The 16647-nt window shown below is 35.4% G+C and carries 15 protein-coding genes; 10 read left to right on the top strand and 5 right to left on the bottom strand.

Annotated elements, in window-relative coordinates; translation table 11 throughout:
* The first annotated feature begins 199 nt into the window (after nt 1-199).
* The 5 genes from IPM56_01575 (at nt 200) to IPM56_01555 (ending at nt 4421) form a co-directional block, all read left to right on the top strand.
* Complete coding sequence (locus IPM56_01575; GenBank protein QQS36673.1) at nt 200-1135, top strand: endonuclease/exonuclease/phosphatase family protein; 936 nt, start codon at nt 200-202, stop codon at nt 1133-1135.
* A gap of 16 nt (nt 1136-1151) precedes the next feature.
* On the top strand, nt 1152-2135 hold the full coding sequence (locus tag IPM56_01570) for a hypothetical protein (GenBank protein QQS36672.1): 984 nt from the start codon (nt 1152-1154) through the stop codon (nt 2133-2135).
* A gap of 23 nt (nt 2136-2158) precedes the next feature.
* The gene (locus IPM56_01565) at nt 2159-2998 is read left to right on the top strand and encodes a class I SAM-dependent methyltransferase (protein QQS36671.1); all 840 of its coding nucleotides are present in this window, start codon (nt 2159-2161) and stop codon (nt 2996-2998) included.
* A 153-nt stretch (nt 2999-3151) separates the two neighbouring features.
* Complete coding sequence (locus IPM56_01560; GenBank protein QQS36670.1) at nt 3152-3652, top strand: hypothetical protein; 501 nt, start codon at nt 3152-3154, stop codon at nt 3650-3652.
* Between the two features lie 19 nt (nt 3653-3671).
* On the top strand, nt 3672-4421 hold the full coding sequence (locus IPM56_01555; GenBank protein ID QQS36669.1) for a PEGA domain-containing protein: 750 nt from the start codon (nt 3672-3674) through the stop codon (nt 4419-4421).
* A gap of 77 nt (nt 4422-4498) precedes the next feature.
* On the opposite strand, the gene IPM56_01550 is transcribed toward IPM56_01555, so the two are convergent.
* Nucleotides 4499-8749: a PAS domain S-box protein gene (locus IPM56_01550; protein ID QQS36668.1), complete on the bottom strand. Its 4251-nt coding sequence runs from the start codon at nt 8747-8749 to the stop codon at nt 4499-4501.
* A 448-nt stretch (nt 8750-9197) separates the two neighbouring features.
* A complete protein-coding gene (locus IPM56_01545) occupies nt 9198-9572 on the bottom strand; it encodes a hypothetical protein (protein ID QQS36667.1) in 375 nt (124 codons plus the stop codon).
* 72 nt (nt 9573-9644) lie between these two features.
* On the opposite strand from IPM56_01545, the gene IPM56_01540 reads away from it, so the two are divergent.
* The 3 genes from IPM56_01540 (at nt 9645) to IPM56_01530 (ending at nt 11607) form a co-directional block, all read left to right on the top strand.
* On the top strand, nt 9645-10217 hold the full coding sequence (locus tag IPM56_01540; GenBank protein ID QQS36666.1) for a GNAT family N-acetyltransferase: 573 nt from the start codon (nt 9645-9647) through the stop codon (nt 10215-10217).
* A gap of 30 nt (nt 10218-10247) precedes the next feature.
* Nucleotides 10248-10826 (top strand): Crp/Fnr family transcriptional regulator, encoded by a 579-nt coding sequence (locus IPM56_01535; GenBank protein QQS36665.1) that lies wholly within the window; start codon nt 10248-10250, stop codon nt 10824-10826.
* Between the two features lie 235 nt (nt 10827-11061).
* Entirely contained in the window at nt 11062-11607 is a 546-nt protein-coding gene (locus IPM56_01530; GenBank protein QQS36664.1) for a YceI family protein, read from the top strand.
* A gap of 54 nt (nt 11608-11661) precedes the next feature.
* Here IPM56_01530 and IPM56_01525 read toward each other — a convergent pair whose 3' ends face one another.
* Nucleotides 11662-13548, bottom strand: a complete 1887-nt coding sequence (locus IPM56_01525; protein ID QQS36663.1) for an ATP-binding cassette domain-containing protein — start codon at nt 13546-13548, stop codon at nt 11662-11664.
* Nucleotides 13549-13668: 120 nt separating this feature from the next.
* Here IPM56_01525 and IPM56_01520 point away from each other — a divergent pair, with 120 nt between their 5' ends.
* Nucleotides 13669-13863, top strand: coding sequence for a YwbE family protein (locus IPM56_01520; protein ID QQS36662.1), 195 nt, complete (start codon nt 13669-13671; stop codon nt 13861-13863).
* Between the two features lie 159 nt (nt 13864-14022).
* Nucleotides 14023-14652, top strand: a complete 630-nt coding sequence (locus IPM56_01515; protein QQS36661.1) for a hypothetical protein — start codon at nt 14023-14025, stop codon at nt 14650-14652.
* 120 nt (nt 14653-14772) lie between these two features.
* Here the strand turns inward: IPM56_01515 and IPM56_01510 are convergent, their stop codons facing one another.
* Together IPM56_01510 and IPM56_01505 are read right to left on the bottom strand one after the other, a co-directional pair.
* A complete protein-coding gene (locus tag IPM56_01510; GenBank protein ID QQS36660.1) occupies nt 14773-15198 on the bottom strand; it encodes a VOC family protein in 426 nt (141 codons plus the stop codon).
* 307 nt (nt 15199-15505) lie between these two features.
* Entirely contained in the window at nt 15506-16489 is a 984-nt protein-coding gene (locus IPM56_01505; GenBank protein QQS36659.1) for a hypothetical protein, read from the bottom strand.
* Between the last annotated feature and the right edge of the window lie 158 nt (nt 16490-16647).

The following is a 16647-nucleotide window of genomic DNA, read 5'->3' as shown; positions in this document are numbered from 1 at the left end:
TTACTTCCGGTACTTTTTACGAAAACGGTTATTTGTAAATAACTATTTTACACACAGGTAAATAATATTTACCAATTCAATTAAATACACGACTGTATCAATAGACTGCATTTAGCTAAAAATTTTTGTTTTAATATTTATTCTTTTTCTCATTAAGTTGATTCATCAAAAAAAATAATTAAACAGCATTTACATTTTTATGATAAACCGTTCACTCGCAAAAAACATTTTTAAGAAAAGTTTTATAATCATTTCAACCAAGTTTAGTCCAGTATTTTCAACTGTCCTTTTGTTAGCTGCACTTAATCAAAGCTATTTAATTGCTCAATCAGATTCTGAAAGCAATGAGCTTACAGTAATGACTTATAACATCAGATTTGCGGGAGTGAATCCTCAATCAGATACCAATGACTGGGAACACAGAAAAAATTTTGTAACTGATCTGTTCATTAAAAATTCACCGGATATAATAGGACTGCAGGAAGCGCTGTTAAGCCAGATAAATTATATTGATAGTGTACTGATAATTTATAACTGGGAGGGCATAGGACGGGATGATGGTTTTAAAAAAGGAGAATTCTCTCCCATATTTTATAAGAAAGATAAATTTCAATTAATTACTAAAGGTACTTTCTGGCTTTCATGGACACCATATAAACCTTCAAAAGGATGGGACGCTGCATTTAACAGAGTCGCAACGTGGATTCAACTAAAGGATAAAGAATCGGGTAAATATTTCTATGTATACAATACTCATTTTGATCACGTCGGTGATTCCGCAAGATATGAAAGCGCAAAACTAATAATGAATAAGATAGTTGAAGAAACTTCCGGCGACCCAGTAATACTTATGGGTGATTTTAATTTTACAAAAGAATCAAAAGGTTATAAAGAGATTACCTCAAGCAGTAATAAAAAAATGTTTGACGCTCAATTTGTTTCAGCCACGCCGCATACCGGAGGCAATATTACATTTAATGGATTTGGAACAATTGAAGGACCGGGTGAAAAAATAGATTTTATTTTTGTCACTGAAAATATCAGTGTTAATTCTCATTCAATAATTGCAAAAAAATACGAAGGCAGATTTCCTTCAGATCATTACCCGGTACTAAGCAAAATTAAGTTCAATTAGATTTGTGAGGTATTAAATGAGGCAGAAAGTTGTTCTCTCCGCGATCATTTTTGTGTTATATGCATTAATACTTTTTTCAGGTTGTACATCAACGGAACAGGTAATCTATTTACAGGATATCAAAGTGACCGGACCAGTGAATGTTCCCCCGGTTCATTTGATGCAGGATGGTGAAGATGCTTCCGTTACTATTTCTCCACGAGTAATTTATCATAACAATTCCAAAAATATTTCAGGAAAAGTAGAGGGACATACAAAGGTGAATGAATTTGGGGTTCTGCAACTTGATACTATTATGCAGGATGGGAGACCTACTCTGCATTTCTCCGACGCAAACCGGTTCGATTATGATAAAGATAATTTTTCATGGAGCATGCCCGAAATATCCGCCGGACTTGATATAGATTTTAAGATCTCAAAGTTATTTGCTGTCGGAATGGGAATTGGGTTTACAAATTCGAATAGCACAAGCCTGATTAACGGAAATGTTTCCGTAGGTACTTATTCAGTTAAAGAAAATTTTTCTCTCCGTTTTGATCTCGGAATATTATTTCAGGAATACCAGTACTTTGCCTCTACTGTTGTTGTAACAACGGTTAGACCTGCATTCACTTCCGAGTATACTATCGTAAGTCTATTCAGGGACCGCGGGAAAGAAATGCACCTGAATCCATTTGTTCAGCTTACATACAATTCAAGTGTTGAAACCTTACCGGTTAATTTCTTTCTGTCATTCGGAATCTTCGGACAAACATTAACGGACTTTGAACCGAATGAATATGACCCTGAATTTTCAGGTTTATTTTTAAATAATGTTGTTGATGATACAAGAGGGGAATCTTCTGCTGCATTCATTAATGCATCACCCGGATTTTTCTTCAATGTTACACCGAATCACAGAATAGCATTCGGTGCAAGATGTATGTATGCAATGGGAATTGAGGAATTGTCTAAAAAGTTTTTTGTTTTCCCTTTTGCACAATTCGATTTTTCTTTTTGATAAAAATAAAATGGGTTCCAACAATGCAGCCTGATTTTCTATCTGCTGAATTTAATTTCGATGATCCTGAATTGGTTTCATATCTGGATGAACTTCCATTCTGGTCAGCACCGTTCGGAATTGCGTTGTTGGAAAAGGTGAGATATAAAAAAAATATCACTGCGCTGGATATCGGATGCGGTACCGGATTTCCTTTGACTGAAATAGCCATGCGGCTTGGTTCAACATCTAAAGTATACGGACTTGATCCATGGACTGCGGCACTTGATCATTTAACATCAAAACTTAAAGTCTATAACATTAGTAATGTCGAATTAATCAATGGCTACGCCGAAGAAATAAATCTACCTGATAATTCAATTGATTTAATCGTATCCAATAACGGTTTGAACAATGTCCAGGATCTTCGAAGATCTTTAAGTGAATGCAGAAGGATTGCAAAAAATGGCTGTCAGTTTGTTGCTACTATGAACCTCGACAAAACTATGATTGAGTTTTATAATGTATTTAAAGATGCTCTTGTTGAATCAGGATTACGTGAACTGACAGCCGATGTTGACAAACACATTTATGAAAAGAGAAAACCGGTGGATGAGATGATAGCACTGTTTGAAGAAAATAATTTCAGAGTAAATAAATCATTGTCTTCTTTCAGCTATAAATTCGCAGATGGAACATCAATGTTAAACTATTTCCTGATCAGAATAGCATTTATAAAAAGCTGGAAGAAAATCATTCCATCCGAAAGAGCTCAGGAAATTTTTTTGTTAATCGAATCGAAACTGAATGCTAAGGCACATACTGATAATGGGATAAGCCTGTCTGTTCCCTATCTTGTTATAGATGCAGAATTAATAGAATAATTTGATAAATTCTTTTTTCATCAAAAATGTAAGATGAAAAATTTTTACACCTGTTGATTTCTTAATCATTTAAGATTAAATCAAGCTTGTACGAATTTTTAATTCTGTCTTATAAATATTAAATTAGACCATCCAAAAATTGAAAGGAAAACAATGAGCAATAAAAGTTTTGCGGGAATATTTACGTTCTTGCTGGCTGCACTAATTATTTTTGTTGCCGGATGCGGTGAACAGAAAAAAGAAGAACCAAAAATGGAAGAGCAGCCAAAAACTCAAATCACTGAACAAACCCCTGCCGAGCAACCAAAAGACACAATGATGGCTGAGGATCCCGAGATGACTGTTAGTATACCTGATTTAAAAGGAACCTGGACAGGAAAGTTTGACAGCAGAGCAACAACATTGAAAATTACTGAGCAGGACAGCTTAAGTTTTAAAGGCACAATAACAATTAATTACCGTGAAGTAATTAATCAGCAGGTATCTGGAAAACTTAATCTTGAAAAGAACACACTGACTATGAAGGATTTACTGCACAGCCGGTATGCAGGCAGTTACTTTGCAAATCTATCGGAAGATCTTGGTTCATTAAGCGGAACATTCACGCAGAATGTTGACAAAACAAAATTCACTTTCAACCTGAAAAAGAAATAACAATAAAAGGAGCACATAAATGAAAAAACTATTTTTAATATTGATGTTAGGAGTACTGGGAGTATTTATTTCATCTTGCGAAAGCACAGATGATCCGGTAACACCCGCAGAAACCGGTTCAGTGTTTATTAGCTCAACGCCTTCCGGTGCACAGATTTGGGTTCATGGTGTAGACTCAGGTAAAGTAACACCAAATACAATTTCAAATCTATCAGCGGGAACTCATCAGTTTACACTTAAGTTAGCTGAATTTCTTGATACAACTTTCTCTATAACAGTTGTTGCAAATCAAACACAAAATCCAAGTATCACATTAAATGAAGCATTGAACTATACAGTTTACCAGGATACAATTTGGGAAACGGTAGGAACGTCAGCTTCACAGCCTAGTGGTCTGGATCTTTCAACCGGAATGGCCTATGGTGTTTCAAGTGCTAATAAGATGGATGTTGATATTTATTATTCATCTAATGGATTCCTAGTTCAAAGTGCTAACCTAAATACTACAAATGGATTAACTAGAGTTACTCAATTCAGAGCAGGAACTTCAGGGACACTAAGCGATGGAACTAACTCACCACTTGTATCTTCGGGAACCTGGACTAATAATGTTGGCGACAGAGAAACGAACTACTTCTTCCTTTATGATGATGACGGTCACTATTCAAAAGCTAAGATAACTGCTTTTGGTGGTGGTACACCTGGAAACCCGGCATTTGTTGTGATCACCTGGTGGTACAACAATGCTGCTAACTTCCCAAGATTCTAATTAGCTGTTTATAAATAAAAAAGTCCCGCCGTGTGCGGGACTTTTCATTTTAAAAAATCACAACCAAACACGAATCATTATTCCAACTGTTCTCTAACCTTTTCTAATAATTCCTTAGACTCAAACGGTTTTGAGATATATTCATTACATCCTGCTTCAAGAGAACGCTGATGATCTGACGGAAATGCATGCGCTGTAACAGCAATAATCGGAATATCACTGTATTCAGGAGTTTTCCGCAACTGTTTTGTTAGTTCCAACCCGTTTACACCGCCTCTAATAGAAATATCCATCAGGATTAGCTCATACGGATTTTCTTTTAGCGCATCAAGAGCTTCCTGCGCGGTTGTTGCAATATTAACTATATAATATTTACGCAGGATGGTTTTCATCAATTCCTGGCTTGTCAAATCATCTTCAACAATAAGTATATAAGGTTTATCCTTTCTTTTGGATTCGGCAATAACCACTTGTTTTTCATCTTTATCTTTTTTCTTGGGTCCACGAATCTTTTTCGGTTTTTCAACTGTGCCTTCTATGAAGTGAACAGTAAAAGTCGAACCCTCACCTTTTTTACTTTTAACGAATATCTTTGCATTGTTCATTTCAGCAAACTTACTTACAATGGAAAGACCGAGTCCTATTCCTTCATATGATCTGCTGTATCCAAATTCTTCCTGACTATAGGGCTGGAACAAATGAAGAAGGTAATCTTCTGATATTCCAACCCCTGTATCGATCACATCTATCATTATATGATTTTGTTCATTTTTATATAGCAGTACATTTACATGACCAGCTTTGGTGTATTTGATAGCATTGTCAAGAAGGTTTGCAATTACCTGTGTTGTAGTATATTCATCCGCTATAACACGCAGGTCATTTACCTGATCAATAAAGTTTAGCTTGATGGATTTTGATTCAGCGGCGATCTGAAATTCACCCAAAAGATTTTTTATGATATTCTGAAGATCAAGCGGTTTAGGATTGATGGGGAAATCACCTGCCTGTATGCGTGAAAAGTTAAGTATCATATCAACTGTACGCATCAGGCGCTTACTTGATCTGTCGATTGAATTGAAATAAAATTCTTCATCCTTTGAGGCAAACCTTGAGAATGATTCCTGGATAAGACTCTTCATCCCAAGTATTCCATTTAAAGGTGTGCGTATTTCATGAGATATGTTTGCAATAAAAGCGTCTTTCAGTCTGTTAGATAGTTCGGCATTTTCTTTGGCGCGTATAAGTTCTGTCTCAGCCTGCTTTCTGATGGTGATGTCATTGAACATAACCATGAGTGAAGGTTTTCCATGATAATTAATTGTAATCGCCGATGCTTCCACTGTTATAATTGAACCATCGATCCTGATAATCCTTTCTTCAACATTTCTAAGGATTTCTCCGCTTATTTCTCCTGAGTACGAAGCATTAATTAAATTAAGAATTCGGTTACGTTCATCCGGATGAATAAATTCAATAACTGTCTTATCTTTTATTTGTTCTAAAGATTCTGCCCCCATCATTTTTATTGCTGCATCATTGGCAAAGAGTATTTTATTATCTGTATGAATCACAATTCCTACAGTCAAGGTCTCAACCATAAACCGGTATCTGTTTTCGCTTTCCTTTAAAGCTTCTTCAACTTTATATCTTTCTGTCACATCAATTGCAATTCCTAAAACGCCGGCAACTTTTCCCGTTGATGTGATGTAAGGAGAATAGACGGTATCAAAAGTGGAATCTCCAACATCATTTTTTACTCTGACTACTTTTCCTTTAAGTGCTTCAAGAATGCTGTTATAAATTGATGGATGATCTTTATAAATCTCTAACGCCGACATTCCAACTACCTGGCCTGGCTCAAGGTTTAGTTTTTTTAATGCAAGTCCTTCGGATAAAGTGAAAATGCCATTTTCGTCGAGTACAAATAGTATCGCTTCCGCACTTTGCACCACACGTCTGAATTTTTCTTCACTTTCTTTTAAGGCTTCTTCTGCTTTTTTCCTTTCAGTGATATCAATAGCAACACCCAGTACAGCGGGTTTGTCTGCGCCTGAAAACGTAAATGGTGTTTTAAACGTCTGATAAATTTTTTGTTCACCTTTATTGTTTGTGACCGTTTCTTCGGGGATCAGCTTTGGTTTACCTGAATTTATAACTTCAAGGTCATCTTTTCTGAAGTGTTCAACCTCCTTAGCGGTAGGTGTAAAATCAGAATCCCTTTTCCCTCTCAGACTGTCAACTGTTGTTCCGTATGCATCAGCAATCGCTTTATTTACAAGTAAAAATTTACCATCAATATCCTTTGCAAATATTAAATGAGGTACATGATCGATCACCTGCCGAAGTTTATCATTAAGAAATTTTAATTCGGTTTCATGTTTTTTAGTATCAGTAATATCCATCACAAAACCATGCCATGTAATTGAACCATCACCTCCATCGACAGGGAGAGAATGACCTTCCATCCATCTTTCACCCTTGTACGGGTGGTTATAGCGGTATACAGCGTGCCATGCTGTCATGGTTTCTGCTGAACGATTTACAGAGTTAATGAAATTTTGAATATCATCTGGATTAATATTTGCGAATAAGGTTGTTAAATCATTATGCAATACTTCTTCAGCTATACCATATAAATCAACAATTTCCGGTGTTGTAAATCCCATTAAATTAGTTCCGTCTGCTCTTCTTACAAAAGAACAAATTGCACCCGGTACACTTGCCCCGACTTTTGCTAGCTGATCCTGAATCTCAAATCTTTTTTTAGTTTCGGCTTCTGCTTGTTTCTGTGCCGTTACATCGAGGTTTATTCCTACTAATTTGATCAGTTGACCATCGGAACCTCTTACAATTTCAAATCTCGCGTTTATAATCCGCGCAGGACAAACATCCGGATTTGTTCTATATTCAAAGTTGAAAGGAATATTATTCTCAATTGATTCTTTCTGCCTTCTCAATAATTCTTCTCTGTCTTCAGGATGAACATAAGTTAGAAATTGCTCAAACAGTGGGGGTACGTCGGAAGGTTCTAATCCATGCAATCTGAACATTTCCTTTGACCAGATACCAGTCCCGGTGGATGGGTCAAGTGCCCAGCCGCCAAGATGAACACGTGCCTGAATATCTTCAAGAAGTAAATCATTCTCTTTAATTTTTCTTTCAGATTCTCTTTCTGCAGTCTGATCGCGAAATACTAATACAACCCCCTTAGTTACCCCAGTGGAAGATTTGATCGGTGCGCCGCTGTCTGCAATCGGTATTTCTTTTCCGTTCCTGTTTATAAGCAAGGTATGATTTGCCAGTCCGACTATTAATCCTTCCTTTATAACTTTTTGAACAGGATTTTCAACTTCTAATCCGGTGTCCTCATTTATTATTCTGAATATTTCGATCAGTGGTTTTCCCGAAGCCTCAACTTCTTTCCATCCGGTTAGTTCTTCGGCGACTGAATTCATTCTTTTTATTTTTCCATAGATATCGGTTGTGATTACTCCGTCACCGATACTATAGAGAGTGGTTCTTAGTTCTTCTTCAATTATTTTTCTTGAAGAAATGTCGCGCCAAATAACATGAAAAAGTTGTTTCCCGTTTATCATCACCGGGGTTAGCATAACTTCTACTGGAAATTCAGATCCATCAGCTTTTGAATGAAGCCACTCGAACCTGTTGTAACCTTTCTCCAATGCAGTCTGTATTTTTTCTGCAGCGGAAATTTCTGATTTTTTACCATCCGGCTGCATTTCGGGTGAAAGCTGCCATGGATTTTTACCGATGATCTGATCTTTCGAAGCATATCCAAGTACTTCTACAGTCGAGGGATTGCAATCAACAAAAACTGTTTTTTCAATCAGTAGTATTGGATCTGTTGATGCCTCAAATAAACGGCGGAATGTTTCCATACCTTCTTTTGCAGATGCTTCGGCTGCCTTTTTTTCTTTGATCGTTTGCTTTTTCTTTAAAGCTTCACTTACGGCAAAAGGTAAACGTTCCAGGTTTGATTTAAGCACATAGTCCGCGGCACCGGCTTTCATACAATCTACAGCTATCTTTTCGTTAATTGTTCCGGTCAAAATTATTACGGGCAGGTCAGGATCGGATTCTTTAGAAATGATGAGAACTTTTTTACCTTCAAATGAAGGAAGGATATAATCTGTAATAACAATGTCAGGCTGAAAGTTTATTAATGCATTGCGGAATTCTTTTTCTGATTCCACGCGAACCGGATTAACTAGTATGCCGTTTTTTTCAAGACGTTTTACAGCAAGGTCCATATCCGGCAGATAGTCTTCGACAAAAACTATCCTGATAGTATGATCGCTCTCCATTTTGCTCACCCCTTAATGGTTAAGATACTTGCATATTTAATAAATGCAGAACCGATTCCATAAAGTCTCTATCCTTAATTATTCAAAACCAGCTTAATCAGTCGTATCTCTGAACTGAACACATTTGATAAAAAATAAAAACTATAATATTTTAGGAAAGCCAAACAATAATTTGAGCATTTTGAATTCGCCCCTGTTGCCCGTTTAATTTTTTGCTGCATAATTCACCACAAAAAATTTCGACAATAATTGTCTTTTCCTTTTCAAACTTCAAGTTGAAAATAACAAATAAAACTCTTAAGTGAAATATTATAACTTCAATTGCATCTTATTGATGATTATATACCATCATTCAATTATTATCGGCAAGTTTAAACATTACTTTACCTTAGATTTTTGTTCATATTTAGTAATGATTTTGAGACGTTATTCTTAATTAGTTTTGGAATCAGATCAGGTTATCTTTTTTATATAAAGCCACCCCCAATTTTATCATCTTTTCAATTTCTATTTCAAGCTCTGCACTAAGTTTTTTAATATGAAAACAACTTTTTCCCTTCAGACATTTTTTTAATTCTTCCGATCTTTTATCAAATTTATTTACATTAGTATATATTGGGAAAAAATATAGTCGCACATCTTTTGGCTTTGGTACCACACTACCGAAATAAAAACCCGGGACTTTTTGTTTTCCCTGCATTACTTCCTTTGTCCCTGTAACCTCAAACACCAAGCTTGAATTTTTATTTACTTTTAAAGGCGGAACATTTGCAGTCAGCATATTTATCAATGTTAGTCTTATTTCAGCAAGATCAGTCTTCATTATTAATCCTAAAAATATTTTTGAAATCTTCCTATCTTTAAAATAAATATATAAATATTCTAACAGAACAATATGCTGCAATTGGATTTCAGTAATTTTCCTGTACTAACTACAAACAGGTTACTTTTAAGAAAAGTTGAAATGAGTGATGCGGATGAAATTTTTCTTCTCCGCTCAGATCCTGTTGTTATGAAATATCTTGACAGACCCCCGGCTAAAACTCTGGAGGACGCTAAAATATTTTTGCAGTCAATTTCTGATCTCGAAAAAAACAATGAAGCAGTTACATGGGCAATTACGATTAAAGAAAATCCAAAACTTGTCGGGACAATTTGTTACTGGAATATTAAGAAGGAACATTATCGTGCCGAAGCAGGATATGTTCTTCTGCCCGAATTTCATGGTAAAGCAATTATGCAGGAAGCATTTTCAGAAGTTCTTGACTATGGATTTAATGTGATGAAACTTCATTCCGTTGAAGCTAATGTAAATCCTTTTAACGAAGCATCAATAAAACTTCTTGAAAGGAATGGATTTGTGCGAGAAGCATATTTCAAAGAAAATTATTTTTATGAAGGAAAATTTTTGGATAGCGCGATTTATTCATTGTTAGTTAGTGCTTATATAAAAAGCCAAACGGAATAATTTTACAAACTAAAATTAGAAGCCAGAATTATGTTCAATCTCCTTCGAAATCATATTGAAAAAAGAGTTCATCTTACGGATGAAGAATTTGAAATAACTTCAAAATTTTTCACACATAAAAAACTCAGGAAACATCAATACCTTTTGCAGGAAGGCGAAGCATGCAGATACGCCGGATTTGTCACTTCGGGCTGCCTCCGCATTTATTCCGTAGATAACAAAGGCGCTGAACACATAATACAATTTGCGATAGCGGATTGGTGGATCTCTGATATGAATAGCTTTTTAACTGGTTTACCTTCGCAGTATAATATCGATGCTTTGCAGGATTCAGAAATTCTTTTGCTTGAAAGAAATGACAGAGAAATTTTACTTGATAACTGTCCAAAGATGGAAAGGTTTTTCCGTTTATTACTTGAGTCAAATAACATTGCGACTAATCAAAGATTAATTGATTCACTCAGTGCATCAGCCGAAGAAAGATATTTAAAATTTATAAATACTTATCCTGAACTTTTTGAACAAATACCACAAAATCAGATTGCATCATATCTTGGTATAACGCCGCAATCATTAAGCAGGATTCGCAAGGAACTTGCCGAAAAGTAAATAAGATTTTTCTGTAACAATCAGCTTATCTACGTATGGTCGATAAAGACTGTGAATTTGTTTCAAGTCTTTATTTCAATTCCTTCAAAACGCAACCCCATCCGTAAAGATCATTTCCTTATACAATTAACCTATGTTAATAAAATTTATTACCGCGTGTGAATGCACTGCTGTATGCAGGTGATTAGTTTTGAGTAGTTCATTTAACAAAACTAAAATCTGAAAGGAAATTAAAATGACAAAATGGAATATCGACTCAGCACACTCTGAAATTAACTTCAAAGTTAAACACCTTGTGGTTTCAACAGTAAGAGGAAGTTTTACAAACTACGAAGCATCAATTGAAACAGCTAAAGATGACTTCAGCGATGCTATTATAAAATTTGAAGCCGATATTGATAGTATCAATACAAAAAACGGACAGAGAGATGCCCATCTGAAATCAGCGGACTTTTTTGATGCGGCGAATCATCCAAAGATGACATTCGTTTCTAAATCAGTAAAGAAAATTTCTGATTATGAATTGAAAGTAACCGGAGACTTATCCATACGCGACATCACAAAAGAAATTACTCTTGATGTTGTTTACAACGGAACCGTTGCCGGTTTTGGCGGAGCTGAAGTTGCAGGCTTTGAAATTCACGGCAAAGTTAACCGGTTTGATTTTGGTCTTCAATGGAATGCATTGACCGAAGCTGGCGGAGTTGTAGTAAGCAACGAAGTTAAAATTGAAATTCTTGCAGAGTTCAACAAAGTCCAGGCTGAAGTAAAAGCTGCATAAATTATTTCTTCTCTGTCACCCTTCGACTGGCTCTGGGTGACAGAGAAATATTTTTTACAATAACTCCTGTTTTTTCTTCTCTAACTCTTCCCATCTGTCATAAAGTAACTTTACTTTTTCTTTTGCTTCTTCAAGCTGATGATTTAACTGGTTGGTTTGTGCAGCATATTTTTCATAGAAGTCAGGTGAAACAAAAATTTTTTCAATTCTTTCAACTTCAGATTCTGCTTCAATAATTTTTTCCTGGATTGAATCTAACTCAAGTGAATCTTTGTAACTAAGCTTCTTTGGTTTTGACTTAACCTTGATCTCTTCTTTTTGCTCTCTCGGTTTTTCGACAACGTGTTCAGTAATTCTTTGATTTCTTTTTTGAATGTAATAATCATAATCACCTTCGCTGTAATAAATTTCACCGTCGCCTTCAAATGCAATTATGCCGGAACATACACGGTTAAGAAAATACCTGTCGTGACTTACAACAACAACACAGCCTTCGAATGCAATCAATGCTTCTTCAAGTATTCTTAATGTCGGCAGGTCAAGATCATTTGTCGGTTCATCAAGCATAAGAAAATTTCCGCCGGCACATAAAATTTTAGCAAGTGTGAGCCTGCTTTTTTCTCCGCCTGAAAGTCTGCTTACCAGAGTATTGATCCTGTCATCTGCAAAGAGAAATCTTCTTAAATAAGTCCACACACTTAACTGATACTTGCCGAACTTTACGGTTTCATTTCCTTCACCAATTGCTTTGATAACTGTATCCTCATCATTCAGTAAGAGACGAGCCTGGTCAACATAATTGAATTGAGTGTTCTCGCCTATTTCAATTTTGCCTTGAGTCGGGATCACTTGTCCAAGAATTATTTTTAACAAAGTTGTTTTACCCGCGCCGTTATGCCCGACTATTCCTATTTTCTTTCCGGCTTCAAATGCAAAGTTAAAATTTCGAAAAAGCAATTTGTCTTCGAGAGTTATTCCGACATTATTTAATTCCACAACTTTCTTACCTAACCGATCTGCAGGTGGAATAATCAGATCAACATCCAGTTCAACATCATCATTTGATTGGGAGGATAACTCATAAAAATTATCCAGACGGCTTTTTGACTTAGTACGCCGCGCTCTCGGACCGCGTTTAACCCATTCTAGTTCACGCTTCAAAAACATCTGTCGTTTACGTTCTTCAACTTCTTTTATCGCCTGTCGTTCTGATTTATTGATAAGATAATCAGTATAGTTTCCTGGATGTGAATAAAAATTTCCATTTGAAAGTTCAACTATCCTGTTAGCAATTCTGTCAAGGAAGTAACGGTCGTGTGTGACGAAGATACAAGTGCCTTTATAATCAGCGAGAAAATTTTCAAGCCACTCAATTGATGTTGTGTCGAGATGATTTGTCGGTTCATCAAGTATTAACATGTCAGGTTTGGATATTAATGCACGGCAAAGTGCAACACGCCTTTTTTCTCCACCGGAAAGTGTTGATACAATCCTTTCAGCATCAGGTGCGTTAAGTGATTGAATGAGTATGTTGATCCGTTTATCAAGATTCCATGAATCCTTTCTCAAAATTATTTCTTCAAGATGATGTTTGTTCGGTGCATCAAACGGAGTTTGTTCATACTGCTTTATTAGTTCTGTTTCCGCATCCGCGCCATCAAGAACATTCTGATACACAGTTGATGATTCAACCAAACTGAAATCCTGGGAAAGAAAACCCGTTACAAGATTTTTTTTCTTCGCAACTTCACCTGAATCCGGAGGCATCAAACCGGAAATAATTCTTAAGAATGTTGATTTGCCAGCACCATTCCTCCCGACAAGACCAATACGATCTTCTTCGTGAACACTTAACGAAGCTTTATCAAGTATTACCTGTTCACCAAAGTGAACTTCCAATTCAAGTGCGGTTAGAATAACGGGAGTAACATTATCGGGCATTAGCAATAAATTATTTTTGTGATGCAAATATACAGTAAGGGATTAAGTAATCATCCATTAATAAATTTATTTCCGGATTTATTAATTAAATTTGTCCGCACTAAATGAGAAAAAAAAGCAATGAATGAAATAAAACGCTCAGATATAAAACCCGGTATGCATGTAAAAATTGTAATGAAAGAAGATCAGCGAACCGGTGAATTAACGGAAGGATATGTTAAAGATATTCTGACAAAATCCCCAAGACATCCACACGGAATTAAAGTCCGCCTTGAAACAGGTGAGGTAGGGCGGGTAAAAGAAGTATTGGATTGATTACTTCATACAGCTATTCCCCCTCTCATCACATGTATAATTGATTTCACCAAACTCTTATAGTCTTAAAATAATTTTATCAGCAATATCTTCCTGATTTTTACACTTCCATCCATTCCTGACCGGTTGAATATTTTTTATTAATAAATGGATTTAAAAATGAATGCGCTAAACAAAGTCAAAGAAAACTTATTCGCACAGATTTTTGTCGTTTACACCCGCTATTTAATTGGCGGCGCACTTGTATTTGCGAGTCTGATTAAAATTAAAGGTTACCGGTTTACAACTCTCAGCGGTGAAAATGAACCAATCAATTCAGCTTGGCACTTTTTTGAAACGATGTATCAATCAGGTTTATACTGGAAATTTATAGGGCTTGGTCAACTTGCTGCTGGATTTTTATTAATGACGCAGCGGTACTCAAAACCTGGTGCATTGCTGGCATTCCCCATCACATCAAACATTTTTGTAATTACAATTTCATACTACTTTGCTTTAACACCGGTAATAACCGGAATGATGCTTTTAGCAAACTGCATTTTGATATTTTGGGAATGGAATGAATTAAAAATTCTGTTTAACCTGAAACCTGAGATTGAAAACAAAACACGTTTTGAAAAAGATATTACCTGGCAGTTAACAGGACTGGGACTTTTCCTTTTCACATTTATTTACAGGGTTATAGTCGATTATTATAACATTTTTTTCTGGGGAATTATCTGTGTTACAATTGGAGGCCTTGGATTAATCATTGGCTTAACAAGAAAGAAAAATTATAAGAAAGCTTAGACCAAAAATAATTTATTTATAAATGTTAATGCGCCCTACTTTCCTGTTCATTTACTAAAGAACTTCCAGTATCCAGCATCAAGGATCAAGTATCTAATTGAACTTACAACTTACAAATATTTACTTTGTAGTCTCACCGGGAAATTCATTTGAATCTGTAACAGGTGCGGGTTCCCATAACTCAATTTTGTTGTTCTCCGGATCAAGTATATGAACAAACTTTCCGTAGTCATAAACTGCGATTGAATCAAGTACAGTCACACCATCTTTCTTCAACTCTTCAACAAGCGCTTCCAGGTTTTCAACTCGATAATTTATCATAAACTGTTTGTCCGATGGCTCAAAGTATTTTGTGGTTTCCTTAAACGGACTCCATTGCAGGTATGCCTTTTCGTGCGGCGGTTCTGATTCCCTGAATTCGAACATTGAACCATATTCATTTGTCACGAGTCCAAGATTTTTACTGTACCATTCTCTCATCTGCTCAGGACTTTTGCATTTAAAAAAAATCCCTCCTATTCCTGTCACCTTTTTACTTTCGGGCATAATCACTGCTCCTTTGTTTGAAATGTTGCTTTTTATTTCTGTTGACTTGTTAAACCCGTTTATCATAAACACTGCTAAGAATATCATGATAAAAATCATAATGATCTCACTTTCAATTTCATTGTTAAGAATTTTATTAAAAGGACTTGCTGAAAGGAAATTAAAAATGAAAGGTCAGAATTCAAAACCAGGAAATGTACTTGGGGTTTAAATATTTTTTCTTGTGTGCTATTAATCACTCGCCGAGGTTGGATTCTTTACCTACTTGTGCGTCTTTGAAGGATAAACGATGTTAGCCAACAGGGCATTAATATTGTAATCTCTCAACCACATCAAAGCCAGAAGTTTTTTTTAAGTTCATATTATGAACAAAATTCTTCATTGAATCAGATGGGTCAATCATAGAAAGATTTAATTTATTTAGAGAAAGTTTCGGAATTAATACCGATAGTATTGGTTGATTTTCAATAAACCCAGTTTTAGAATTTAATAATTCCGCTACAGCAGTGATATACAATTTTTCTATTGGTAAAAGTGCAAATGTTTCTCTTGCAACTCTTAATACACAACTGCAAACATAATCTTGATAAAGCTCGTAAAATTTTCCCTTCGGCATTTGTTTAACAGATAATTTCCCGCTCTTTAATTGAGTTTTTTCTTCTGATGGAATAGTTTCCGACGAATTAACATTTAGCGTAATATCAATTTCTTTTGAATTGATAATTTTAAATTCAACTGATGAGCCAATTTCCTTAATTTCACCGAATGGTTCAACTTGCTCAATAGCATCTTTAAATGCAGTTAAATCTCCATCTAATATTTTTGTTGCTAAATCACGAATTTCCGTCCATTCAGTAAATGCTATGTTATATTTTTCAACTTCTTTTTGATATTCTCTTTCGTCTTTTTGTCTAGCACGTATAATTTCTTCTTTTAGATTAGACTTTTTCAATTCAACCTTTTTAAATATTTTGTCAAAAAAACTTGGTCTGAAATTGTTTAGTTTGTTTGTAGCTGTAGTTTCGTTATCCAATTTCTTTATAGGTTTGTTGGGCGGATTAGATTCTTTAACATTTTCCCAGTTCCATATTTCACTACAATCTTGATGCATTGATTTCAGTAACAAAATTCTATTTTCATATTCTTCAACTTCGAGTGCAGCTTCTTCAATAGCTTGATATTTAGCTTGTTGTTTTAAATGTCTTTGGTATTCTCTTTGTCTTCTTAAAGATTCTCTTTCCGCTCTTCTAGCGGAAACTGCCATTGAACGAAGGACACTATTAACAGTCATATTTAACCTCGCTTACTTTTGTTGTCTAACAACTTCATATGTTAAAACACAGCACAAAGTTTAAAATTATTTAATACCTTACCTGCACGTTTATTTCTCTAAAGAATCCTATTTAAATAGATCAACCCGAACTATTTTTTTCACGACATTACCTGCCA

Source organism: Ignavibacteriales bacterium (assembly GCA_016700155.1).
In the GTDB taxonomy this organism is placed as follows: Bacteria; Bacteroidota; Ignavibacteria; order Ignavibacteriales; family Ignavibacteriaceae.
This window is presented reverse-complemented; position numbering and strand designations above follow the sequence as displayed.